The 23738-nt window shown below is 61.1% G+C and carries 17 protein-coding genes and 1 pseudogene; 4 read left to right on the top strand and 14 right to left on the bottom strand.

The genetic code is table 11. The features are described 5' to 3' along the window. Positions 1–28 precede the first annotated feature (28 nt). The 10 genes and pseudogenes from ACQY47_RS28245 to ACQY47_RS28200 all read right to left on the bottom strand — a co-directional run bounded on the left by ACQY47_RS28245 (position 29) and on the right by ACQY47_RS28200 (position 12377). Positions 29–1332 (bottom strand): annotated as a pseudogene (locus ACQY47_RS28245) (acetyl-CoA C-acetyltransferase). Further along, on the bottom strand, positions 1329–2219 hold the full coding sequence (locus ACQY47_RS28240; protein WP_428553880.1) for a MaoC/PaaZ C-terminal domain-containing protein: 891 nt from the start codon (positions 2217–2219) through the stop codon (positions 1329–1331). The pseudogene ACQY47_RS28245 and the gene ACQY47_RS28240 overlap by 4 nt, the downstream one beginning before the upstream one ends. Before the next feature lie 3 nt (positions 2220–2222). Continuing rightward, positions 2223–3566, bottom strand: a complete 1344-nt coding sequence (locus ACQY47_RS28235) for a 3-oxoacyl-ACP reductase (RefSeq protein ID WP_428553877.1) — start codon at positions 3564–3566, stop codon at positions 2223–2225. 168 nt (positions 3567–3734) lie between these two features. Continuing rightward, on the bottom strand, positions 3735–6260 hold the full coding sequence (locus tag ACQY47_RS28230) for an acyl-CoA dehydrogenase (protein ID WP_428553874.1): 2526 nt from the start codon (positions 6258–6260) through the stop codon (positions 3735–3737). Positions 6261–6501: 241 nt separating this feature from the next. Continuing rightward, positions 6502–7947 carry an outer membrane protein transport protein gene (locus ACQY47_RS28225; protein WP_138452381.1) on the bottom strand — a complete coding sequence of 482 codons (1446 nt, stop codon included), beginning with the start codon at positions 7945–7947 and terminating at the stop codon, positions 6502–6504. A gap of 50 nt (positions 7948–7997) precedes the next feature. After that, a complete protein-coding gene (praB, locus tag ACQY47_RS28220; protein ID WP_428553871.1) occupies positions 7998–8486 on the bottom strand; it encodes an alkane oxidation protein activator PraB in 489 nt (162 codons plus the stop codon). Positions 8487–8578: 92 nt separating this feature from the next. Then, positions 8579–9064, bottom strand: coding sequence for an alkane oxidation protein activator PraB (praB, locus tag ACQY47_RS28215; RefSeq protein ID WP_138452386.1), 486 nt, complete (start codon positions 9062–9064; stop codon positions 8579–8581). A 134-nt stretch (positions 9065–9198) separates the two neighbouring features. Beyond that, the gene (gene praA, locus ACQY47_RS28210) at positions 9199–9693 is read right to left on the bottom strand and encodes an alkane oxidation protein activator PraA (RefSeq protein WP_428553866.1); all 495 of its coding nucleotides are present in this window, start codon (positions 9691–9693) and stop codon (positions 9199–9201) included. Between the two features lie 134 nt (positions 9694–9827). After that, a complete protein-coding gene (locus ACQY47_RS28205; protein WP_428553863.1) occupies positions 9828–11108 on the bottom strand; it encodes an alkane 1-monooxygenase in 1281 nt (426 codons plus the stop codon). Positions 11109–11378: 270 nt separating this feature from the next. Next, positions 11379–12377, bottom strand: coding sequence for an alpha/beta fold hydrolase (locus ACQY47_RS28200; protein WP_236447610.1), 999 nt, complete (start codon positions 12375–12377; stop codon positions 11379–11381). 275 nt (positions 12378–12652) lie between these two features. On the opposite strand from ACQY47_RS28200, the gene ACQY47_RS28195 reads away from it, so the two are divergent. Genes ACQY47_RS28195 through ACQY47_RS28185 form a run of 3 tightly spaced genes read left to right on the top strand, consistent with a single transcriptional unit; the run spans position 12653 to position 15936 of the window. Continuing rightward, positions 12653–14185 carry a flavin-containing monooxygenase gene (locus tag ACQY47_RS28195; protein WP_428553859.1) on the top strand — a complete coding sequence of 511 codons (1533 nt, stop codon included), beginning with the start codon at positions 12653–12655 and terminating at the stop codon, positions 14183–14185. After that, positions 14182–15072 carry an SDR family NAD(P)-dependent oxidoreductase gene (locus ACQY47_RS28190; protein ID WP_176991893.1) on the top strand — a complete coding sequence of 297 codons (891 nt, stop codon included), beginning with the start codon at positions 14182–14184 and terminating at the stop codon, positions 15070–15072. Before ACQY47_RS28195 ends, ACQY47_RS28190 begins: the two co-directional genes overlap by 4 nt. A 15-nt stretch (positions 15073–15087) precedes the next feature. After that, the gene (locus tag ACQY47_RS28185) at positions 15088–15936 is read left to right on the top strand and encodes a metal-dependent hydrolase (protein WP_017136815.1); all 849 of its coding nucleotides are present in this window, start codon (positions 15088–15090) and stop codon (positions 15934–15936) included. On the opposite strand, the gene ACQY47_RS28180 is transcribed toward ACQY47_RS28185, so the two are convergent. Next, on the bottom strand, positions 15933–18005 hold the full coding sequence (locus tag ACQY47_RS28180; RefSeq protein ID WP_017136816.1) for an EAL domain-containing protein: 2073 nt from the start codon (positions 18003–18005) through the stop codon (positions 15933–15935). The genes ACQY47_RS28185 and ACQY47_RS28180 overlap by 4 nt on opposite strands. Positions 18006–18301: 296 nt before the next feature. Here ACQY47_RS28180 and ACQY47_RS28175 point away from each other — a divergent pair, with 296 nt between their 5' ends. Continuing rightward, complete coding sequence (locus ACQY47_RS28175; protein WP_169987799.1) at positions 18302–18631, top strand: DUF6388 family protein; 330 nt, start codon at positions 18302–18304, stop codon at positions 18629–18631. A 159-nt stretch (positions 18632–18790) separates the two neighbouring features. Here ACQY47_RS28175 and ACQY47_RS28170 read toward each other — a convergent pair whose 3' ends face one another. From ACQY47_RS28170 to tssM, 3 genes are read right to left on the bottom strand one after another with little or no spacing between them, the layout of a single operon-like run. After that, positions 18791–19633, bottom strand: coding sequence for a serine/threonine-protein kinase (locus ACQY47_RS28170; RefSeq protein ID WP_099547829.1), 843 nt, complete (start codon positions 19631–19633; stop codon positions 18791–18793). Further along, positions 19630–20361, bottom strand: a complete 732-nt coding sequence (locus tag ACQY47_RS28165; protein WP_428553852.1) for a PP2C family protein-serine/threonine phosphatase — start codon at positions 20359–20361, stop codon at positions 19630–19632. Before ACQY47_RS28165 ends, ACQY47_RS28170 begins: the two co-directional genes overlap by 4 nt. Continuing rightward, positions 20358–23735 (bottom strand): type VI secretion system membrane subunit TssM, encoded by a 3378-nt coding sequence (gene tssM / locus ACQY47_RS28160; protein ID WP_428553849.1) that lies wholly within the window; start codon positions 23733–23735, stop codon positions 20358–20360. Before tssM ends, ACQY47_RS28165 begins: the two co-directional genes overlap by 4 nt. Positions 23736–23738: the final 3 nt, after the last annotated feature.

Here is a 23738-nt window from a genome sequence, read left to right as displayed (position 1 = left end):
AGTCTCCTTATTGTTGTTTTTGATCAGGCTATTTTTCGACGATGGCGGTGATGCCCAGCCCGCCGGCTGCACAAATCGAAATCAGGCCGCGCCCGCCCCCGTTCTCATGGATGGTTTTGGCCAGCGCCGCCAGTTGCCGGCCACCGGTGGCGGCAACTGGCGGCGCTGGCCACAGCCCAGGGAGCCGCCATTGACGTTCATCTTGCTGCGATCGATGGCGCCCAGTGGCGCCTCCAAGCCTAGACGCTCGCGGCAATACTCGGGGTCTTCCCACGCCTTGAGCGTGCACAGCACCTGGGCGGCAAAGGCTTCGTGAATTTCAAAAAAATCAAAGTCGGCAAACCCCAGGCCCTCACGCTTGAGCATGCGCGGCACGGCATACGCCGGGGCCATCAACAAGCCTTCGGTGCCGTCGACAAAGTTCACCGCAGCGGTTTCGCCGGTACGCAGGTAAGCAAGCACCGGCAAACCCTGTTCGGCAGCCCAGGCTTCGCTGGCCAGCAAGACCACTGAGGCGCCATCGGTCAGCGGTGTGGAGTTACCCGCCGTGAGCGTGCCGTTTTGGCGGTCGTAAGCCGCAGACAGGCCCGCGAGTTTCTCCAGGCTGGCATCGGCACGCAGGTTGTTGTCACGCGCCAGCCCGCGATAGGGGCTGATCAGGTCATCGAAAAAACCGCGTTTATAGGCCGCATCCAGGCGCTGGTGACTGGTGAGGGTCAGCTCATCCTGGGCCAGCCGTTTGATCTGCCAGCGCCTGGCCATTTCTTCGCAGTGCTCGCCCATGGACAAACCGGTACGCGGCTCGCCATTGCGCGGCAGCAGCGGTTTGAAAAACATCGACGGGCGCACCTTCAGCAGGGTCTTCAACTTGGCGCCCATGCCCTTGGCGCGATTGGCCGCCAGCAGGGTGTGGCGCAGCGATTCGTTGATGCCGATGGGCGCATCGGAGGTGGTGTCGGCGCCACCGGCGATGCCCGCTTCGATCTGGCCGAGCGCGATCTTGTTGGCGACCAGCAAGGCCGCTTCCAGCCCAGTGCCGCAGGCTTGTTGTACATCGTAAGCGGGAGTTTCGGGCGACAACGTGGTGGACAGCAACGCCTCACGCGCCAGGTTGAAATCCCGCGAATGCTTGATCACCGCGCCCGCAGCAAACTCACCCAGGCGCTGGCCGTGCAGGTGATAGCGCTCCACCAGGCCTTGCAGGGCTGCCACCAGCAGGTCCTGATTGCTGTCGTGGGCATACACGGTGTTGGAGCGGGCAAAGGGGATTCGGTTGCCGCCGATAATCGCCACACGACGGGTCGGGGCCGGGTTGAAGCTGTAGTCACTCATTGATGGCTCTCGTTCCAAATGAATAGCCCACGCATATGCGGTTTATCACCGGCACCATTGCGCACTTCAAACTCACGGCGCGGCCCGGTCACCGGGCGGCTCCATAGCGCGACCTGGCCGGGCAGGAAGATCGGCAGTTTGAAGTCGCAATGCGCTTGCGCCTGATCCAGCCCGCCCGGCGGTTGTTGCGCCGCCAGTGCGCGGCCCAGGGTCCACATGCCATGGGCGATGGCGCGGCGAAAGCCGAAGATCCTGGCGCCGATCACCGAGGTGTGAATCGGGTTGAAATCCCCCGAGACCTTGGCAAACCGGCGCCCCAGGTCGGCCGGCAGCATCCAGCGCTGGGTGCGCAACAGGCCGTCTTCCTGCAAGGGCAGCGCGTCGTCCCAGGGTTCGCCGAGCGGGTCTTTGACGTCGCGGCGCAGGTACAGGCTGTCGCTTTCCCACACCAACGTATCCGCCGCAAAGGCGCGGGTGGCGATGCTCAGCGCCTGGCCCTTGGGGTGCGCCACCCAGCGCTCGCAGTACACTTCCAGGCGCAGCGCCTGGCCTTCGCGCAAACGCTGGTGCTGTCGAATGCGATTGGCCAGGTGCACCATGCCACTGGCCGGGTAAGGAAAGCTCGGCCGGGTCAGCAGCATCAAATGCAGTGGGAACGCCAGCACATGCGGATAGGACAGCGGCACGCCCTGCTCACGGCGAAACCCGCAGGCGCGGCCATAGGCGGTGATGCCAGCGGCGCTCAGCTCCACCGCCGAGCGCACCAGGCGCGCGGTGGGCAGCGGCGGCGGCCCGTCAAGCTTGGGTTTGCGCAGTGCGCGCACGCCGTCCAGCAACAGCTGGGTGCGCGACGGTGGCGGGTCGATGATCTGCGTCACATAGTCCATGGTTCAGGCTCCCAGCAGGCTTTGGCCGCACACGCGCACCACCTGGCCACTGACCCCGCCGGACGCCGGGTGCGCCAGCCAGGCGATGGTCTCGGCCACATCGATCGGCTGCCCGCCCTGGGACAGCGAGTTCATGCGCCGCCCGGCCTCACGGATCATCAGCGGGATTTTCGCGGTCATCTGGGTTTCGATAAACCCCGGCGCCACCGCATTCACCGTGACTTGCAGCGCGGCCGCCTGGGGTGCCAGGCCCTCCACCAGGCCAATCACGCCCGCCTTGGAGGTGGCGTAGTTGCTTTGCCCGAGGTTGCCAGCGATACCGGAAATCGACGACACGCACACAATCCGCCCGCCAGGGTTCAAGCCCTGCCCCTCCAACAACGCGCTGCTGAGCTGCAACGGCGCTTCGAGGTTGACCGCCAGCACACTGCGCCAGGCGGCTTCGGTCATCTTCGCGATGGTTTTGTCGCGGGTGATCCCGGCGTTGTGCACCACCACGTCGAATGCGCCGTATTGGCTGACATGCGCCTGCAACAGCGCGGCCGCATCGGCTGCGGTGATGTCCAGCGGCAAGGCCGAGCCGTTCACACTGTCGGCGGCTTGAAGCAGCGCTGCCTGGGCCTGGGGCACGTCCACGCACACCACATGGGCGCCGTCGCGGGCCAGCACCTGGGCAATCGCCAGGCCGATACCACGTGAGGCGCCGGTGACCAGGGCGCGGCGGCCGGTGAAGGGCTTGTCCCAGTTCACCGTGCCCTGGGCGTCCACGGGTTTGTCCAGGCGCACCACCTGGCCCGACACATAGGCCGAGCGGCGCGATAAAAAGAACCGCAGGCTGCTGTCCAGTGCGTCTTCGGCGCCCGGTGCCACGTAGATCAATTGCACCGTAATTGCACGGCGCAATTCCTTGGCCAGCGAGCGCACCAGCCCTTCAAGGGCACGCTGGGCGATGGCCTGGGGCAAGTCCTGGCAATGTTCCGGCGCCGTGCCGAGCACTACCACGCGGCCGTGCTGGCCGAGGCGCTTGGCATTGGCGTGGAAGAACAGGTAGAGCTCGTCGAGTTGTTGCAGGTCGAGCACGGCCGTGGCGTCGAACACCGCGCCCTGCACCTTGACCGTGGACGGTGCCTTGAGGGTTGCCGGCGTGGCGGCGACGGTATCGGTGTCTTTGAAGAGCTGTTGCACCTGCGCACCGAGGCGCCCTGCCCCGGCGACAATCACCGGGTTGGCAAGGCCTTGCTGGCCGCTGCGGTGGCGTTGCAAAGGCAAGGGTTGCGGCAGGCCGATGGCCTGGGCCAGGCGCCGGCCCCAGGGGGAATTGACGAAGGATAGGTAGCTGTCACTCATAAAACATTCTTTCCCTGTGAACCCGATCCAGTGTGGGAGCTGGCTTGCTGTGGCGAGGGAGCTTGCTCCCGTTCGACAGCGTAGCTGGAGCCCGCTTTTGGGGGCGCTTCGCACCCCAGCGCAAGCAAGCTTGCTCGCCACAGCAAGCCAGCTCCCACACTGACCGTGTTAACTAACTGAGGCGTTTTCGCTTTGGCTGCTGCGGCGTTTGGTCGTCGGCTCCAAGGCTTGCTTGCGCTGCTGCAAAGCCTCCAGCAAGCCAAAATCCTGCGGGAAGTCGTCAACCTGAATACCGTGGTCGGCATATTCCACGTAACGCCCGAGCAAGCTGTCTTCCTCATCACTGATCAGGTCCAGCGCCCGCGCCTTGACGCGCCAGGCGGTAAAGGCGGTGGCGGAAATCGGCATGGGTTCGATCAGGCCCTGCTTGATCGCGGGCTTGAGCCGCGCCTCGATCAGCTCCACCTGCGGCAACAGCCGGAAGCCCAATTCGCCATAGGCGAGCTTGTCGATTTCCGGGCGCGGGATGTAGGAATTGGCCAGCAAGCGGTCGCGGGTTTCGCCGGGGGTTTGCACCACATCGGCCACCTGGGCCAGCAGGCGGTCCGAGGGTTTGTGCTGGGGAATACCGAACGGGAAACTCAAGGCACGCACCACGGCTGCCGCCGGTTTCGACGGGTAGTTGTCGAGTACTTCGGCAAGGGCTTCATGGGCGCGCAGCAACGCGTCCTGGGCCGACCAGTGCACCAGCGGCAAGTCGGCCTGGGGCCGCCCGTCGTCCTCAAAACGCTTGAGCACGCAGGACACGATGTACAGCTGCGACAGAATATCGCCCAGGCGCCCGGTGATACTTTCCTTGCGCTTGAGCGCACCGCCGAGCACACCCATGGACACATCCGAGATCAATGCCAGCACCACCGACAGCCGATTGGCCTGGCGGTAGTAGGACGCCAGCGCCGGGTCGGTCTTGGCCGGTGCGGCAAGCAGCCGCCCGCCTGTCAGCGAATGCACCGCAGCGCGCACGGTATTGGCCAACACGAAACTCAGGTGGCCGAACATCGCGCTGTCGAAGGCTTCCAGGGCTTTGCGTCGATCCGGGTTGTGCGCCGCTTCCATCTCGCGGAACACATACGGATGGCAACGAATCAGCCCCTGGCCAAAGATGATCAGGCAGCGGGTCATGATGTTCGCGCCTTCCACGGTGATCGCAATCGGGCTTTGCTGGTAAGCGCGGGCCAGAAAATTGTTTGGCCCCATGCAGATGCCTTTGCCGGCCACGATGTCCATGCCGTCGTTGACGATCATCCGCGCGCGCTCGGTAACGTGGTACTTGGCAATCGCCGAGATCACCGAGGGCTTTTCACCAGCATCCAAAGACGCCACCGAGACCTTGCGCACCGCATCGCAGGCATACAAATGCCCGGCCATGCGCGCCAAGGGCGCCTGTACGCCTTCGAACTTGCCGATGGGCAGGCCGAACTGTTTGCGCATCGCCGCATAAGCCGTGGTGCCGCGTACCGCGACCTTGCCCAGGCCAACGTTGGCCGATGGCAGCGAAATGGCGCGCCCGGCCGCCAGGCATTCCATCAGCATGCGCCAGCCATTGCCGACCTGTTCGCGGCCGCCGATCACCCATTCCAGCGGAATGAACACATCCTTGCCGGTGGTCGGCCCGTTCTGGAACACCGCGTTCAGCGGCCAATGCCGACGACCGCTGTTCACGCCCGGGTGGGAGGTGGGGATCAACGCACAGGTAATGCCCAGCGAACCAGCCTTGCCGAGCAAGCCATCCGGGTCTTCGGCACGAAACGCCAGGCCCAGCACCGTGGCAATCGGGCCGAGGGTGATGTAGCGCTTGTCCCAGGTCACTTTGAAACCCAGCACTTCCTCGCCCTCATGCACGCCTTTGCAGACGATGCCCAGGTCTGGAATCGCTCCGGCATCGGAACCGGCATACGGGCTGGTGAGGGCAAAGCACGGGATGTCTTCGCCGCGTGCCAGGCGCGGCAAATAGTAATTGCGCTGCGCATCGGTGCCGTAATGCAGCAGCAGTTCAGCCGGGCCAAGGGAGTTGGGCACCATCACCGAAATCGCCGCGGCCGAGCAACGCGTCGACAGCTTCATCACCACCTGCGAATGCGCATAGTGGGAGAAGCCTTTGCCGCCGTACTGCTTGGGAATGATCATGCCCAGGAACCCGGCGTCCTTGGTGTACTGCCAGCCTTCGGGGGACATGTCCTGCCAGACTTGGGTGGTTTCCCAGTCGTTGGCGATGTCGCAGAGGGTTTCCACTTCGTTATCGAGAAACGCCTGCTCTTCGGCGCTCAGGCTGGCAGGCGCGGCTTGCAGCAAGCGCTGCCAGTTGGGCTTGCCGCTGAACAGCTCGGCGTCCCACCACACGGTGCCGGACTCGATGGCCGCGCGCTCGGTGTCAGACATCGCCGGCATGATCGTGCGAAACAGGCCCAGGGCCTTGCTGGTCAGCAGCGTGCGGCGCAGCGGCTTGATCGTCATCAGCACGGCGGGCAGTACCACCAGAATGGCCGCGACGCTGGCGCCAAAGCCTGCGACCACATTGAACAGATAACCAAGCGCCAGCCAGACCAGGCCGACGCCCAGCCACAGGGCAGCAGCGGCTTGTCGATAGGCCAGGGCAATCGCGGCGGCGACACCCAACAATAACCAGATAACCATGGGGATACCTCTACTCAATTCAGGGTATGGCATGCGCGTCGCTCGTTCGGGATGAACGAGGGCGTAAAACCACACTACAAACTTGAAAGGACAAATTCAAATTTTGTTTTGAAATTTTTATTTAATGCTTTGAGCAAAAAAATTCGGCCGAACGCGTCAGCCAAAGACCAAGGGATGAAACGCTGCAGGTCGAGCGCATCAAGATGCGCTTGACGCCCTCTCCTGCAGCGGCGCTACTGGATCAGAACTTATAAGTGGCCGACACACTCACCACGTCACCAGACGACTCCGCCGTACCGCTCAGTTGACCAGCACCCAGGCGATCCTCGTTTTTAGTCTTGAGATTGACCTTCTGCACGAATTGGTGGGAATACGCGGCATCAACGGACAGCCCCGGCACCGCCTTGATGTCATAACCGGCGCCAAAGGCGAGGAAGTAGCGGTCCCCATCGGGAATGCGTGGGTCACGTGTGGAGTTGCGGGTAGGTGTCTGGTCATACGCCACACCGGCGCGCAGTGTCAGCTCATCCGTGGCTTTGTAGTCACCACCGATGGATGTCATCCACGAGTTCTTGTAGTTGTAAGGAATCGCGACAATGGTCATGCCGTCGGACTTGAGTGTCAGGTCCTGGAAGGACGACCATTCGGTCCAGGTTGCGCTCATGCCCAGGGTCCAGCGGTCGTTGAATTGGTGCACCCAATCAATCGACGCAGTGGCGGGAATATCCAGCTGAGTGCTCGCGTTAGCACCGTCCGGGAATAGCTTCAATCCAGGGTAGGCCAATTCCACCAGCGTTTCGCCATTTGGCCCGATGGGGTTGGTCATGGCGTTGCGGCCGATAGCATCCGTTTTGAAGTTGTACTTGCCGGTCATCTTGTTCTTGATTTTGGCGTGATAATTCAGACCCAGCGTGTCTCTGTCAGTCGGTTTCCAGACCACACCACCGAACCAGCCCACCGAAACGTTATCCACCTTTACCCGAATCAACGACTCGCCCACGCCGGAAGGAAACGCCGAGCCCCCCAACCCTGGGGAAACAGCGGCGGCGGATAACAAGTCCACGTTCTGGCTGACGAAGCCCTGGCTGCGTTGAACAATCGCACCGCCACCAATGGAGAATTGATCGTTGACCTTGAACGACAGCGAGCCCGTCAGGCCAACCGTCTCGATCTTGGTATCGACAGCAAAATCACGAAACTTCGAGTTTTCATTCCAGGTGGTGCGCATCCCCTGTGGCACTACCTGGCTCAGGCCGAACGCAAAACGGTCACCCATGGGAATCACCAGAAACCCGGTCGGCAGCCATGCGGTAAAACCACCTTGTCCGCCATTATTGTTATTGGGCACCGGATCGCCCATGCTCCCTTGATCATCAAGTACCGGTGTATTGGTCACAGGGTTGCCGGCATAGTCATAGGCCTGGCCGCTGTATTTGATCTTGACGCGTGCGTAGTCAACCGTTTGTTGCGCAATGGTGGAGTCAATGAACGCCATCGCCGCCGGGTTGTTGTACGCGGCACTGGGGTCGTTCTTGAACAGCGAACCACCACCAAAGGCTCGGCCCCAGCCAGGAGCGCCGTAGGTTGGCGTGGAGAAACCGCCCGCGTGTACCGGGGCTGTCGTGATCAACCCCCCGACTAATGCCAACCCGAGCAGTGTGCGTGCATGTTGTTTTTTATTATTCATGTATGACCCCTATTATTATCGCAGCGGCTTAGTCCGGCATGCCTTGTCATTCAGTTAACGATCGACAGTGTTGGCAAAACGATGTCCAGCCGTTCAAGTGTGCAATTACCTGACAAGGCTTGATTAAAAACGGTTAATTGATGTGTTGCGTTATTCCAACTTGCGTAAATCTCAGTTGGCCCGCAATTGCTGCCAGGGATACCTGTTACTGAAAAGCCCACGTCATCCACCCAGGCTGACGTCATCGAGTAGGCGCTCATCCTCCAACTCAACTTAGGCTTCAACAAGCTGCAATAGCCGCCGCCTGTGATTGAAACAGTGCTTATATGAACGCCGGTAAAAGCACTTACATTGCCCGACATGGCAACCCCGCACGTCAGCGATGCGCCAAACGTAGAAGGCGCTCTTATCGTGAGCGTGCCAAATCCGCTCGAGAATAGCCCCGCAGGCGCAAACTCTGCGGCCTGTGCAACCGTTGCAATCCCTATCCAGCCTGCCAGCAGCAAAGTGCTCGAAGCCCGTCGCAATAAACGACTCATAGTCAGTTCCCTCGACCTTCCATTCCGTCAACAGGAGTCTCTTTCGAGACTCCTGCCTTCACGGGTGATCAGCCCTTAACGGAGTGACGCGCTTACGGGTTAACCGACAGTGTTGGAGCCACCACGCTCAGGGAAACCACAGTGCAGTTGCCGCTCAGCGATTGGTTGGCAGCCGACAGGGTCTTGGTGCCTGGAGTCCATGCCACAGCGATAGGGGTAGGACCGCAGTTGGTGGCCGGGATCGAGGAGATCTTGTAGCCGACATTGGTCACGGTACCGGTGGTGCCCGTTGCAGCAGTGAGCACCCAAGGCAGGTTGGTCAGGGTTGGCAAACCGCACAGACCGCCACCGGTCAAGGTCGCACCGTTGATAGAAGCCACGCCACCGCTAACGTTGCCGGTAAAGGTGATGCCGCAGGTCACCGCAGCACCGAAGGACGAAGGCGACTTCACCACGATGGTGCCAGGGTTAGTCGAGAACGGACCATCCGGGGTGATGGACGCCGCACTGGCCATCGAAGCTGCGCCAAAGCACAGAGCAAAAGAAGTTGCACAAACGAGGGTTTTCAAGCTTTTCATTGTTTTTCCTCACATGTTATGGCGAGTCAGTTCGCCAGGGGTAATGGCCATGATCGAGAGGTCACGGTGAAACTGCAGAACTTCCCTTTCCAGCCAAATTTCAATGCCTATACCGCTACAGTTTTAGAATTCGTTTATTCGACCACTTTGAAAGTTGGCGGCATCTTGATCGACACCGTCTTGATCTTGCAGTCTTCGCCGATCGGCACATTCGTCGCTTCCAACTTGCCGGTGGCGTTATCCCAGGTACCGTCGGCGGTCGACGGGCCGCACTGGCCGCCTAAACCGAAGGCATGCACATCCACGCTGATGTTCGACATCGAGCCGCTTTTAGTGTCTTTGGCAATTAATACCCACGGCAAGTTGATAGCCTCGACGCGGCTGCATTTCAGGCCGCCATCGAATTCAACTTTGTCGACATTCACCGACGCGCCATTGGCCGCGACCTTGCCGGCCACTTTGATGGTGCAGTCGGCGCTGATCAGCGCGCCCTTGGAAAAGCTGATCGGGCCTTGGGCCGTAAAGGCGCTGCCGGCCGGCTCGATCCGCGCAGCCTGGGCTTGTTGGTAAACCATCAGGCCCAGTGCGGCCAGGATGACATGGGCGGTAAAGGTGGCAGGGCTTTGCATGGTGTACGTCCTTCCCTTGAAATTATTGTTGTAGGGTCAAACCACTAACTTGCACTAAAACCGATAAATCCTGGGCGATGAAGGCCTGCGCGGTACACAGACCCCGAGTTCAACCACACAGGCGTTAGTTCAGATTAAAACGGCGTCGCGCTGTTGCTGTACTTCTCCAGATACTTCAACCGCTGTGACGGTTGAAGATTGGTCAGGGTGATATCCCCGGCATAGTGGTTCAAGACACGGTGGTCCATGCGACGCCGCCACAAGTACGGCACATAGGCCCAGACAATCATGCTGGCGTAACCGTAAGGCAGTTGCGGCGATTCATCAAAGTGGCGCAGCGACTGGTAACTGCGGGTCGGGTTGGCATGGTGATCGGAGTGCCGCTGAAGTTGGAACAAAAAGATATTGGTGACAATCCGATTGCTGTTCCACGAATGCCGAGGTGAACAACGCTCATAACGGCCGTTGGGCAACTTCTGACGTTTGAGCCCGTAGTGCTCGACATAATTGACCACTTCCAGCAGCGAGAACCCGTAGATACCCTGGATGATCAGGAACGGAATCACTGCCGCGCCCAGCCAGGCAATCATCGCGCCCCACAACACCAGGCTGTACATCCAGGCGCTGAGCACCGCGTTCTTCCAGTGCAAGGCCGGCAGGCCGAGTTTGCGCAGGCGTTCGCGCTCCAGGTTCCAGGCTGACACGGCGCTGAACCACACCGAGCGCGGCAGGAACGCCCAGAAACTCTCACCGAGGCGCGAGCTGGCCGGGTCTTCCGGGGTGGCGACGCGTACATGGTGGCCACGGTTGTGTTCGGTGTAGAAGTGCCCGTAGAAGGTCGGCGCCAGGGTCACTTTAGCCAGGAACACTTCCAGCGGCTTGGGCTTGTGCCCCAGTTCGTGAGCGGTGTTGATGGCAATGCCGGTGGCAGCACCGGTGGACATCGACATGCCCAGGTAAGTGAACCAGCTGACCGCACCGTGCAACTCAGTACGCGCGGTAATGAAGGCGGCGGTTTTGGCCAGCCAGCTCGACGGGTCCAAGTGGGCGGTGGCGTTCAGCAGACCGCCGCTGATGATCCAGTCGATGCCGCCGGCGGCGAGCCAGCCGGTGATCACCACCGACGAGATGACGAACAGCACACCGGTGTAGACGATCCAGCGGTAGTAGCTTTGGGATTCGAGGTGGTTGACGGCGGATTCGGGTGGGTTGCTGACGTCTTCACCGAGCAGGCCGTCGATCAGCGGGATAAGGCCGAAGATCACCAGCACACCGACCCACCACAGTTGCTGTACGCCGGTGGTAATTGCCAGGGCGCCGGACAGCAAGGGGGTTGCCAGTGGCATGATGCCGAGCCACCAGAGGTGACGCTTGCCGTCGGTCCAGACGGTTGGGCTTGCCATAGTCTGATTCATGGCAGCCTCCGAACGAGGCAGGTTGGGTATGCGATAAAAGGCGTTTTTTTCATTATTTTATTCGCTCTTAGGCATTTCAAAAACTGTTTCAAATTACACATTGAAATAATTTTTTAAAATTAATAGCGCGGAATCGTTAGGTCGTCAACTAGTTTCTCGAAGGCTTTTTAACGTGACCGGGCAGTCTCTTTTTCAGCCGTTTGGTCAGGTGTCTAAAGCAGGCATCGACGCCGTTGAACCGCGAGTCGGATTGCACAATCATTTACCCAGCTACTTACCCACCAGGGCCAATGGCCGCTGCGCAAGCGGATCGTTTTGCGGCGGTTTGACGCGCTTGGCAATCTGCTCCACCACCGCCACCACACGCTCTGTGGCGGTGATCGGCAGCATATGGCCCCTGCCCTCCACCACTTGCAGCTTCAGCCCCGGCACCTTGCTGGCCAGGGCCTGGCCGTGCTTCTGGAAGTCCAGCACCTTGTCGCGCGCGCCATAGATCAGGCCGATGGGCAAGGTCAGTTGCGGGTAGCGCTTGACCATGTCCGGCAGGTGATCGTTGACTGTGTTGATCTCGGTGGAGGCGGCGTAGAAGTTGTCCGGGCGCATCCCCAGCAGCCCGCCGCCACGGGTGGCGAAGTCCGGTGGCGCGGTATCGGGGGCGAACACGCCCTTGACCACCGAACCTTTGGTCAAAAGCCCCACGGGCAGGGTCAGGGTGTGCGACACCCAACGACGCAACCAGGCCGGGCGTACGGCCAGTGACAGGAACACCAGCGGCAACAGGCGCTGCGGGTGGGTCAGCGGCGCAACCAGGACCAACCCGGACACTGCATGCGGATGATCAAGCGCCAGCGCCAGGGCAATCGCACCGCCAAGGGAATGCCCCAGCACCAGCGGTTTATCCAGGTCGAGGGTCTTGATAAACGCAGCAATCTGCCGGGCCTGGGCCGGCAGGTCTGCCGCCGTGTGGGCGCCCCGGCTGGAATAGCCGGAGCCCGGACGGTCCAGCGTAATCACCCGAAAGCGTTCACGTAATTGCCCGGACAACGCATAGGTGAGGTTGCGACTGCTGCCCATCAGCCCGTGAATCATCACCAGCGGTGGGCCTTTACCTTCTTCGACATAGTGAAAGCGCTCGCCATCGACCTCGACGAAACGCCCGTTGATCGGAACGGTGGTTTCTATACGCCGTGTCATCCAGGCACTCAAGCCCCACAGCAGCGCACTGGCGCCCACCAACACACCCGCAGCAACAACCCATTCAACCGCCATAGCTCGGTCCTCTGCTTCCCTGCTGCTGCTCCCTGACCGGTATTGGTCAAGGCCTCAGCCACCGTCCACACCCTGGACCCGGACTTGCTGCATAGCGTGCGCGTCTGTCGGACAAGGCGCACATTGCGAACAAGGTCCTAGCGTAGGCGATATTTTCAGGTAGATTATTTAAAATCTTTTTTAAAATAATTAATTCATTTTTTCTTTGCAATGGTGTTCTATCTAAAAGACAAAACAAAAACAGGAGCACATCTGATGCCCATGAGGGACAGCCTATGAATGCCCACACTGATTGCATCGACATCGCCATCATCGGTTCAGGTTTTGCCGGCCTGTGCATGGCGATCAAACTCAAGGAAGCCGGGTTTACCGACTTCTTTATCGCCGAGCAGGCCGACACCCTGGGCGGCACCTGGCGTGACAACCACTACCCTGGCTGCGCCTGCGACGTGCAGTCCCATGTGTATTCGTATTCGTTTGCGCCCAACCCCAACTGGACGCGGCAATTCGCGCCGCAGGCGGAGATCCGCGCCTACCTTGAGCAATGCGCGCAGCGCTTCGAGCTGGCGCCCTATTTGCGCTTCGGCATGGGCCTGCAACGTGCGGTGTTTGATGAGCAGCAACGCTGGCAACTGAGTTTCAGCGATGGCCGCAAGATTAGCGCGCGGGTGTTGGTGTCGGGCATGGGCGGCCTGTCACGCCCGGCGTTGCCGGATATTCCAGGGCTGGACAGCTTCAAGGGCAAACGCTTTCACTCCCAGCACTGGGATCATGACTATTCGTTGAAAGGCAAGCGCGTGGCGGTGATCGGCACCGGCGCCAGTGCGATCCAGTTCGTGCCGCAGATTGCCCCGCAGGTGGCGCACCTGGACCTGTTCCAGCGCACGCCACCGTGGATCATGCCCAAGCCGGATCGCGAGATTTCAAGGCTCGAACGCTGGGCCTTCAAACACCTGCCATTTACCCAACGCCTGGTGCGCGGCGCCTTTTACTGGGCGTTGGAAGGCCGCGTGGTGGGCTTTGCCCTGCACCCGCGGCTGATGAAGATGGTGCAGAAGATCGCCCTGCGTCACTTGCGCAAACAGGTGGCGCGCCCTTCCCTGCGCAAAACCCTGACGCCTGACTACACCATCGGCTGCAAGCGCGTGCTGATCTCCAATGACTACTACCCGGCGCTGTCACGCAGCAATGTCGAGGTGGTCACCGACACGGTGCTGCGCATCGAAGCCGATGGCGTGATCACCAGCGACGGCATCAAGCACCCGGCCGACTGCCTGATTTTCGGCACCGGTTTCCAGGCCACCGATCCACTCCCCCGCGACTGCATCATCGGCCGCGACGGTATCGACCTGATGGACGCTTGGCGCGATGGCGCCCACGCCTATAAAGGCACGACGGTGCCGGGTTATCCCAACCTGTTCCTGATTGTCGGGCCTAATACGGGCCTGGGGCATAATTCGATGATCCTGATGATCGAGGCCCAGGTCAGCTACATCCTCGATGCGCTCAAGCACATGCAGCACCAGCGCATTGCCACGGTCGAGGTCAAACCTGCCACCGAACAGGCTTACAACCAGCAACTGCAGGACAAGCTCAAGCGCACCATCTGGAACACCGGTGGTTGCCAAAGTTGGTACCTGGACCCGCGCACCGGCAAAAACACCACGCTGTGGCCCGGCTCAACCTGGCGTTTCAAGCAAATCACCCGGCACTTTGCCCTCAAGGACTACCTCGCCAACCCGTTGCCGGCCTCCGCGCCGCGCGCGGTTGTGGCCCCGCAACCCACTGCAGAAGGCAGCCTGTCATGAAGTCATTCAATGGCCGCGTGGCGGCAATCACCGGCGCAGCCTCCGGCATGGGCCGTGCCCTGGCCCTCGCATTGGCGCGCGAAGGTTGCCACCTGGCGCTTTCGGACAAGAACAGCCAAGGCTTGGAACACACCCTCGCGCTGATCAAGTCTTCAACCTTGTCGCCGATCATGATCACCACCCACGTCGTCGATGTGGCCGACCGCCAGGCCGTGCAAGACTGGGCCGCACGCTGCGCGGCCGAGCATGGCCAGGTCAACCTGATCTTCAACAATGCCGGCGTGGCGCTGTCGAGCACTGTCGAGGGTGTGGACTATGCCGACCTTGAGTGGATCGTCGGCATCAACTTCTGGGGCGTGGTGCATGGCACCAAGGCGTTTCTGCCGCACCTCAAAGCCAGCGGCGAAGGGCATGTGGTCAATACTTCCAGCGTGTTCGGCCTGTTTGCCCAGCCGGGCATGAGCGGCTACAACGCGACCAAGTTTGCCGTGCGCGGCTTTACCGAATCCCTGCGCCAGGAGCTCGACCTGCAAGGCTGCGGTGTGTCCGCCACCTGCGTGCACCCCGGCGGCATTCGCACCGATATCTGCCGCAGCAGCCGTATCGACGCGAACATGACCGGCTTTCTGATTCACAGCGAGCAACAGGCCCGCGCCGACTTCGAAAAACTCTTCATCACCGACGCCGACCAGGCCGCCAAGGTGATTTTGCACGCCGTGCGCAAGAACAAGCGCCGCGTGCTGATCGGTCGCGACGCGTATTTTCTCGACCTGCTCGCCCGGTGCCTGCCGGCGGCCTATCAGGCCCTGGTGGTGTTCGCAAGCAAGCGTATGGCGCCCAAACCGCGCACGCCGGTGTTCGAAACCAACGACGAAACCCGACTCTGAACAGGAGCACGCACCATGCTGCCGATCCGTCGCGATATCCGTTTTGCCTTGCCTGCCGAGCGCATCAAGGACTGGCACGAACAAGGCCCGTTCATCACGCACTTTTTCAACGCGTTGTCGCTGCTGTTTCCCCAGGGCGAGCTGTTTTTCATGGACAGCGTGCGCCACTACCGCCAGCGCATCGACGACCCGGCGTTGAAGAAAGAAATCCAGGGGTTTATCGGCCAGGAAGCCATGCACAGCCGCGAACACGTGGCCTACAACGATCACTTGCAAGCGGCCGGTCTGCCGGCGCACACCCTCGACAAGCGCCTGAAGTTCTTCCTCGACCTGCAAAAGAAACACCTGCCACCGTCGTTCAACCTGGCGGTGACCATCGCCCTGGAACACTACACAGCGATGCTCGCGGAAATCCTGCTCAGCGACCCGTCGCGTTTTGGCGAGTCACTCAAGGGCTACCAGCAGATGTGGTACTGGCACGCCCTCGAAGAAACCGAGCACAAGGCCGTGGCGTTCGATGTGTGGAACACCGTGATCAAGCCTGGGCCGATGCGCTATCTGTTGCGCACCGGCACCATGTTGACCACCACGCTGCTGTTCTGGCTGGTCGTGTTTGATTTCCATGTGCGCCTGCTGTTGGCCGACCGCAAAGCCGGTGGGCACCTGAAGGGGTTCTGGCGCATGCTCAAGTTTCTATACGGGCCCAAGGGCGTGTTCCCACGCATGCTGCGGCCGTGGTTGCACTATTTCAAACCGGGCTTTCACCCCTGGGACCATGACAACCGTGCACGCCTGGCGGGTATCGACGATCTGGTCGAAGCGATCGAACAAACCCAGCGCGAATACGCGTCCGCCCACGCTTAAGCCTGAGCCGCCGCACGTCTGCGGACAAAGCCCGGCAGCAGGTCGCCGGGCAGCGCCTTGCTGAAATACCAGCCCTGGATAAACAGCTCGGTGCCGGTATTCAAAAAGGCCAACTGCTCGGCGGTCTCCACGCCCTCGACCACCACGCCCAGGTTCAGCGCCTCACAAAAGCGCAACATGCCGGTCAACACCTGGGCGCCTTTGGGGTCGCGCTGGGCCACCACGAAACTGCGGTCGATCTTGATAAAGTCCACCGGAAACTGATGCAGGTAACTCAAGGCCGAAAACCCGGTGCCGAAGTCATCGATATACACCTTGGCGCCGATCGCCTGGAGCCTCTGGATGGTCTGGCGGGTGGCCTGGACATCACCCACCAATGCATCTTCGGTGATTTCCACCGAGATCTGGCCACAGGCCTGGGCGAGGATCTCCACCAGGCGCTCGCCATAGCCTGCGTGAGTGAGCGTGGCGCTGGAAATATTGATGGTCATGGGCAAGGCAAAGCCGATCTTTTGCCACTTCTGATATTGGCGCACGGCCTGGGACGCCACCCACAGATCAACATCCGGCATCAATCGCGCCTGGGCCAGCCATTGCAGGAACTCCCAGGGTGAATGCACCGTGCCCTGGCTGTCCCGCGCGCGCATCAGCGCCTCACAGCCGGTGCACAGGCCGGTGCGGGTCGAGACTTGCGGCTGGAATTCCAGGTAGAACTCGTAATCGCTGATCTGCTGGATACGGCTCAGTTCGACTGCCTGACGGGCGGCCGCCTTGTGGGACGCCAACACCGGGTCCAATTCCAGCAGGCGGCCTTTCTCTTCGAGGCCACGGAAGGTCATGTCCAACGACTTGAGGTACACCGTGCCACCCTCACTGGACTGGCGATGAATCGCGCGCACATACGGCGCATACACCAGCGTGCCCAGCCCCAACAGAACCACTTGCAGCACCACCGCCGCCACGTCGCCGTGAGTGCTGAGGTAGGCATTGAGCAGCACTGGCGCGGTAAATGGCACGCTGGCCACCGCCGGCGATACCCAGCCCAACTGCACCACCGTCAATGCCAGCAGGGTGTTGAACGCCGGCACCAGCAGAAACGGGATAAACAAGCGTGGGTTAAGGATGATCGGCAAGCCGAACAACAGCACTTCGCTGACATTGAACAACGACAGCGGCAGACTGGCCATTGCCAGCAAACGCATGGTTTGGCTTTTGGAAAACAACAGGATCGCCAGCAGCAAACACAACGCCCCGCCCGACCCACCGATAAACGCGAAAGAACCGAGCAGGCCACTGTTGAGCAGGTACTTGACCGGTTCACCCGCCGCCAGCGCGGCGCCATTGAGCACTACGGCCTGGTCCAGTACATCAAACAGCGGCTGCATGGCGTACACACCGTGAATGCCGAAAAACCACAGCAGCGAATTCATCAAGGTCACAAACAATCCGCTGCCATACGGCGTTTGCAATGCATCCAGTACCTGCGGCCCCTGTAGCTGCGCCACATAGGGAATCTGCAACATCAACGACAACACCACCACCAGCAACAGCGCTGTAATCGCGCCGGGCACCACCATGTTGATGGTGCCGCGCAGGTTGTGGCCCACCAAGTCTTCGTTGACCAGCCGCGTCCAGCGGAAACGGTGCAGCCAGGCGATCGTCGGCACATTCAACAGCGGCGAAGCGATGGCGATAAACAATACAAACGTCGCCGATGCTCGCGGGTAGTCGCGCAATACAAAGGTGGCGATCACCACGTGGGCCAGGCACAAAAATGCCACTGGCAATTGTGGCAGCCGGTGCTGGATGGCGAGCATGTAGCCAATCGATGCCGCCACCAGCAGCGGGATCACCGAACTGATCTGGTTATGCAACCCCGACAAAAAGGCCACCACCTGCGGATCGAAGCCCAGCACCTTGGCGCATTCAGCCAAGATCAGGAAACCGGCAGACACCAGCAGGCACGGCAGGATCCACAGCAAGCCTTCACGGATAGCGCGCAATGATTCGGTACTGGCCAAGGCCGCCAGGCGTTGGGTGAGGAAAAGTTTGAACAGCGTTTGCGCCATGCCCCGTCCCTCTGCCCGTATCGCTTTCTGCCCATGCTTGGCAGTGCCCAAAAATCCCATGTAACGCTACACGGCCACCTACCGGTAGCGAAAGGCTTTTGCCGCACTACAATTAATTATTCAGAATTAATTTCAGATTGCGCGGTGTATCGGGGCCGTCGGATCAGCGCTCAAACCCGTTTTCTCGATGCCCAGGCCAGCGACCCTGCCCGCCTACGCGGCGATTGCCCGCCAGCTGATTGCAAAGCTTTGTGCGTGACCCCATCTATTCACTTCATCCCATCAGGAGTAAGCCCTTGTCAGAACCCGGTGATAACCACCAGCGCGCCCTGGACCGTTTCTTGAATGAACACCCCCAGGTGGCGACGCAACTGGATACCCTCAACCCTCTGGCCGCCCAAGCCAAAGGCGAAACCCTCGCGCAGTATCGCGCCGAGCGCTTGCATGAAGCTTTCGAGGCCGAGGCTGAGCGCCAGAATCTGTTTGCCTGGGAGCTGACGCTCAAGTTGACGGCCGAGTCGGCTGAAACTTTTGAGGCTCAGCGCCTGGAAGTGCATAAAGAAGTCGCCCAGATGGCGGGGTTGGGGTGGGAAGAGTACTGCCGGCTGCATGAGTTGGCTGGGTAGGTCATGTGGGAGCTGGCTTGCCTGCGATGGCATCAACTCGGTGCACCTGACACACCGAGGTGTCTGCATCGCAGCGGTGCGACGATTCGACAAGCCAGCTCCCACAGAACAACCGATACACAGCGTAGGCCAAATCGATACCTTGGCAGGCACCCATAGCTACCTGAACCAGCGCCATCGACAACGCGCCATAACCTCGCCCAACGCCTCCACGCTGATCGTTCGGCGCTCAGGATCCATCGCCAACGCCAAGCGCAAGGCTGGCCAGCACGCTGCGGGCAGCTGCCGGGGGCGCTCCAGCCGCTCAGTGGCCCGACGCTCGCCCAAGCGTTTGCCATGGGCCAACTCATACACCACACACGCCACCGCATACAGATCAGCACTCGCCGTCAATGCACCGCCCGCCAACAACTCCGGCGCAGCATAAGCCGGTGTCCAGGCATTAAAACGATCACGACTCACACTCGCCAGCCCTGCCATCGCCTCCGCCGTCGCCTGCCCGAGGCCGAAATCGAACAAACGAATGCCCTCTTCACCCACCATGATATTCACCGGCTTCACATCCCCATGCAGCACACCTTGACGATGCACATACGCCACGGCATCCAGCAGCTGCACAGCCAGAGGCTGCAACTCACGCCACGGCAAGCCATCGGGACACTCCAGCAGCAGCCGGTCCAGGGTCATGCCGTGCATCAACTCCATGCTGAAAAACGCGATCTGGCTGCTGATATCCACCTCAAACGCAAACATGCGTACCACGCGCTCATGCTGCAGGCTGCGGGTCAGGGCAAACTCGCTGTAGAGCAGCACATGTGCATCGGGCGCCAGGCGGAGATTCTCACCGAGCACCTTGATTGCCACGCTGGAACAGGGCTCGCCAAACTGCTCATGCAGCAGGTCGCGCGCCCGGTAGACCACACCCATGCCGCCCGAGCCCAACACGCGCTCCAGGTGATAACGCCCCGCCAGCAAGGTGGGCATGCCAGGTGCCGTGGTCATACGCGCACCACCACGGCCGTCAGGTCATCCCGCGCCGGCCCGCGTAGCGCCGCCGTGAACAGCCGCGCCACCACCTGTTGCGGCGTACCGCTGTCCATGGCGCTGCCCAGCTCGGCGTGCGTCATCGCCTGGTACATACCGTCACTGCACAGCACAAACACATCGCCTGGGTGCGCGCCCAACTCCAGCACCTCGAGTTTCAGCGGGTGCCGCGCGCCTACGGCGCGGGTCAATGCCCTGGCGTCGGGATGCGCCTGGGCCTGCGCCAGGCTCAATCGCTGCTCATCCATCAATTGGCGCAGCAGTGAGTGATCGCGCGACAGCTGATACAACCGCCCGCCTCGCCACAGGTAACAGCGGCTGTCCCCCGCCCAGATACACGCTGCGCGCCGGCCCTCCAGCAGCAGGACCACCACGGTACTGCCCATCCTGTCGTCGCGACCTGCGGCCGGCGGTGAGGTGTTATCCCCCCAACACTGATTGAGCCGTTGCAGGCATCGCCGCACCGCATCGATGCGCTGATCGAACGTACCGTGGGCCGGCAACGCGGCAAGGCTGTCGACCACCCATTGGCTGGCCCTGTGTCCGGCCCGGTGGCCGCCCATACCGTCGGCAACCGCCCAGCAACCTTGTTGGGGGCAGTCGAGGAACGCATCTTCGTTGCGCTGCCTGGCCTTGCCACGTTGAGTACGTGCCGCGCTGTTTGCGGCGGCTTGCGGCGCGGTCACAGCCGCTCCGGCAAACGGAACGTGCGCCACGTGTCCATCTGAAACGGGCTGGGTGTGCGCTGGCTGACCAACAGGTAATTGGCACGCAAACCGGCGAGGTCGGATTTGAGTATTTGCGCATCGCGCCCACTGGCGGGCTCGCTGTGCAGCAAGTCAAAAAACCGGAACAACGACCAGGCCCCGCTGTTCTTCTCGATGCCCAACGGCCGCTGTGCACCTCGTTCCAATACCAGGCTGCTGCGACCATTTTCCACCTCGCTGGGCCACTGGAACGTCACAGGCACAATCGGCCCATGACGGTACTCCAACTGCTGACCGCCAAAGCTCAACACCGCGCGGCTGACCGCCTGATCCAGGCTATAAGGTGCCAACGTAAATCGAACCGACAACTCGCCTGGGTCGCCACCAAAAAAACCACGGCGGATGGTCTGCGCTTTGCCGAGTTGTTCCAGCAGCGCGCGCGACATTGGCAGGCTCTGGCCTTCCAGGCCGCGCAAGCGATAACGCCCGCCGTCGGCGCTGATAAACGGGCGCAGGTAGGTTTCATGGAACCTTGCCAGCACGCCCTGGGGTTTAAAAAACTCCTCGAAGTCGCCCAGGGCCACGTCGCTGCTGGCATGGGCATTGAACGGGTAACGCTGGCGAATAGCCTTGGCATACAGGCTATACACCTCGCTCTGGTAGCGTTGGTTCACATGCGTATAGGCCTCATCGAACAAATGCCGCCAACTGTCGTCGGCAAGGCCCTCGACCCAACCTTTGAGCGGCAGCGGCAAACGTGCGGCAATATCGCGTAACTGTCCCAACCCAGGTTGTTGCCCTTCCATACGCCGTTTCACCATCTGGAAAGCCGCCTGCTCCGGTGACCCTTCGCGGTTCAGCGCTGCCATTTGCAGGTGCACAGCATCAAGCTGGCGCAACGCCTGGGTCAGTTGCTCACCCGGGTTTTGCTGCTCATCAAGCAGTTGATGCAAAGGCTCGAAACGGCGTTGCAAGGCGCGTCTTGCAGCGTCATCGCCTGTGGGCTTGGGCAAAACACCCGCGCGTACACGGGCAGCCATCGACTGAGCGATAGCCGCCACGTCACCGGCCTCGTGGGGCACCGCTGACATCGGGTCATCAGTGGATAGCAAACGGGTATTTTCACGCACCTGCTGTAACAACAACACCAGTGGTGATTGCGCCGAGGTGAGGCTCGCCAGTTGTTCGGCGTCCTGGCGCAGGTTTTCGGTTTCGCGTAATCGGATCTGGCCCAGGGCCTGGCTCCACGCATCGGCGTACTCGCTGAAATAGCGCTGTTCGAGCTCGACTATCAACCGGCGCAACTCCATCGCACTGAGGTCAGTCGCCTGCCCCAGCACCCAATTATCCAGGACAATCGCGTTAACCAATCGCGGGCCTTGCTGGTCGAAATACTGCACATAGCGCTTGCTGTAAAACCCGGAAATCGGTTGGTCCAGCGCCATGAACACAGTGCCGTCGGTGAGACGGCTGGGCTCCAGCGTGTGCGATTGCTCGCGCAGCACGCGATATACCACGTCTGCCAGCGACTCTCCGCGCAGCACCTGGCGAGCCTGGGCGACCAGTTCATCATTGAGTGGCGCGGCAAAAGGTTGTTCAAGCAGCCGGCCGAAGTGCTCACTCAGGCGCGCCTGCGTCGAAGCCTCACCGGCATAGCGCTCGGACCACCGAGTCGCCACGCGCTCCGCCAGCCACCCGGCATCACGTCGCTCGCGCAGATTGAGCATCAGGTAGGCGCGCAGGTTATCCAGTAACCGTTCGCGATCCCCAAGGCTCGACCGCACCTGTGCTTCGAGCAGTGAAGCGACCTGGGCGACCATTTGCTGCAGGGCGTCGTTGTAGGCACTGACCAACGGTGGTCGGCTCACTTCGCCCTGAAACAGTCCGGCTCTCTCCAGCACGCCGGCCTCTGACACCGGCGGAAACACCCGAGTGGCCGCCAGGCGATTGTCCAGCAATGTCAGTAACCCCAACGTATGGTCTGCATCGTCCGGGGCTGGCGTACTAACTTGACCTAACTGCGCCAACAGCTCCAGGCGTTGGTGGTTGATCCCATAGCTGTGCACCCAGAGCATGCCCGCCGCACCGATGACCAGTGCTACGGCGCTCGCCCATCCCGCCTGCTGCCAACGAATGCGTCGGTGCTCCTCGGCGTGCAGCCCCGCAAGATCGGCCTCGGCGAAAATCACCTGATTGAAAAGACCTTGGACAAAGCGTTCGTGCCGCTCACCGGCACAGGTCAAATAGAAACCTCGCAACCCCTGGATGCGCTGATTGCGATGGGCGCAGAACGCAACTTCGATAAACAGGCATAAACGCTCACCGATGCGTGCCACCTGGGGCACAAAACCCAGCATCCAGCCACGGCGCTCGACATTGCGCTCCTGGTGCAGGCGCTGCACCAGTTCGCCACTCAGGCGCTGCAGCAACGTCTCGAACACCTGACGCACCTGCGCCATAGGCACACCCGTGTGGCTGCCAGTGATCAGCTCACCGAGTACGCCCTCTGCGGCGCTGTCGTGCGGCGTATCAAAAAACGCGGTAAAGCCTGGGATGTGGTCAGCGTGGGTCAGCACCAGATAAACCGGAATATCGATATGCAGCGTCTGCTGGATATCTTGTAACCTGGAATGCACATGCCGTGCATGGCGCTCCAGATCATGCTCATTGCTGCCCAACAGGGTGTCCACCGACAACGTCACCACCACGCCGTTGAGTGGACGTACTCGCCGCCTGGACTTGAGCAGCCCGAGTAATGTTGACCAACCTGCGGCATCGACCGCGCGGTCGGGCTGGTCCAGGTAGCGCCCGGCACTCTCCATCAGGACGCCCTGATCGGCGAAGAACCAGTCACAGTAGGCGCTGGCCCCTGATGATGTGGCTTGAAGGTGATCCGGCGGGCGCTGCAAGCCATTCGCTGCCAGCAAAGCGCTCTTGCCGCTGCCTCGCTGTCCGATCAACAAGTACCAGGGCAGTTCGTTGCGTGAGCGCACGCTGCGCCCGAAATAGTGGCGAGATGTTTTCAAGGTGTGCAGCGCGTCCTTGAAACGGGCGCGTACCTGTTTGCGCTCATCCTCTACCAGCCCCGGATGCTGACGGTCGGTCCGGCTTTCGTCGGTTTTGGACCTTGCGCTGTGGCGTGCGCCCGCAATGACCATCGCCAGCCCCCATAGCAGAAACAGCCCGCTGATAGTCACGAGCCGAGCCGTAGCACCTTGCCAGAACCGGTGGTCATCCACCGCCAGCACAGGCCCGAAAAACCACACCAGGCACGCGCTGGAAAGCACCAGCAACAAGCTCCATACCCAAACGATGCGCAGCAGGTTACCCGCGCCCTTGAAGAATGCGTTCATTCA

Source organism: Pseudomonas edaphica (assembly GCF_965277385.1).
Taxonomy (GTDB): domain Bacteria; phylum Pseudomonadota; class Gammaproteobacteria; order Pseudomonadales; family Pseudomonadaceae; genus Aquipseudomonas; species Aquipseudomonas edaphica.
The sequence above is the reverse complement of the archived record's forward strand: the minus strand, read 5'-3'. Positions and strand labels throughout refer to the sequence as shown.

Bases quoted from the DNA above. Each gene is read 5' to 3' on its own strand.
- ACQY47_RS28200 (WP_236447610.1), bottom strand. From the start codon at position 12,377: ATGGCGGTTGAATGGGTTGTTGCTGCGGGTGTGTTGGTGGGCGCCAGT.
- ACQY47_RS28205 (WP_428553863.1), bottom strand. From the start codon at position 11,108: ATGAATCAGACTATGGCAAGCCCAACCGTCTGGACCGACGGCAAGCGT.
- tssM (WP_428553849.1), bottom strand. From the start codon at position 23,735: ATGAACGCATTCTTCAAGGGCGCGGGTAACCTGCTGCGCATCGTTTGG.
- praB (WP_138452386.1), bottom strand. From the start codon at position 9,064: ATGAAAAGCTTGAAAACCCTCGTTTGTGCAACTTCTTTTGCTCTGTGC.
- ACQY47_RS28180 (WP_017136816.1), bottom strand. From the start codon at position 18,005: ATGGCGCAAACGCTGTTCAAACTTTTCCTCACCCAACGCCTGGCGGCC.
- ACQY47_RS28190 (WP_176991893.1), top strand. From the start codon at position 14,182: ATGAAGTCATTCAATGGCCGCGTGGCGGCAATCACCGGCGCAGCCTCC.
- praB (WP_428553871.1), bottom strand. From the start codon at position 8,486: ATGAGTCGTTTATTGCGACGGGCTTCGAGCACTTTGCTGCTGGCAGGC.
- ACQY47_RS28225 (WP_138452381.1), bottom strand. From the start codon at position 7,947: ATGAATAATAAAAAACAACATGCACGCACACTGCTCGGGTTGGCATTA.
- ACQY47_RS28235 (WP_428553877.1), bottom strand. From the start codon at position 3,566: ATGAGTGACAGCTACCTATCCTTCGTCAATTCCCCCTGGGGCCGGCGC.
- praA (WP_428553866.1), bottom strand. From the start codon at position 9,693: ATGCAAAGCCCTGCCACCTTTACCGCCCATGTCATCCTGGCCGCACTG.
- ACQY47_RS28230 (WP_428553874.1), bottom strand. From the start codon at position 6,260: ATGGTTATCTGGTTATTGTTGGGTGTCGCCGCCGCGATTGCCCTGGCC.
- ACQY47_RS28195 (WP_428553859.1), top strand. From the start codon at position 12,653: ATGAATGCCCACACTGATTGCATCGACATCGCCATCATCGGTTCAGGT.
- ACQY47_RS28240 (WP_428553880.1), bottom strand. From the start codon at position 2,219: ATGGACTATGTGACGCAGATCATCGACCCGCCACCGTCGCGCACCCAG.
- ACQY47_RS28170 (WP_099547829.1), bottom strand. From the start codon at position 19,633: ATGACCACGGCACCTGGCATGCCCACCTTGCTGGCGGGGCGTTATCAC.
- ACQY47_RS28185 (WP_017136815.1), top strand. From the start codon at position 15,088: ATGCTGCCGATCCGTCGCGATATCCGTTTTGCCTTGCCTGCCGAGCGC.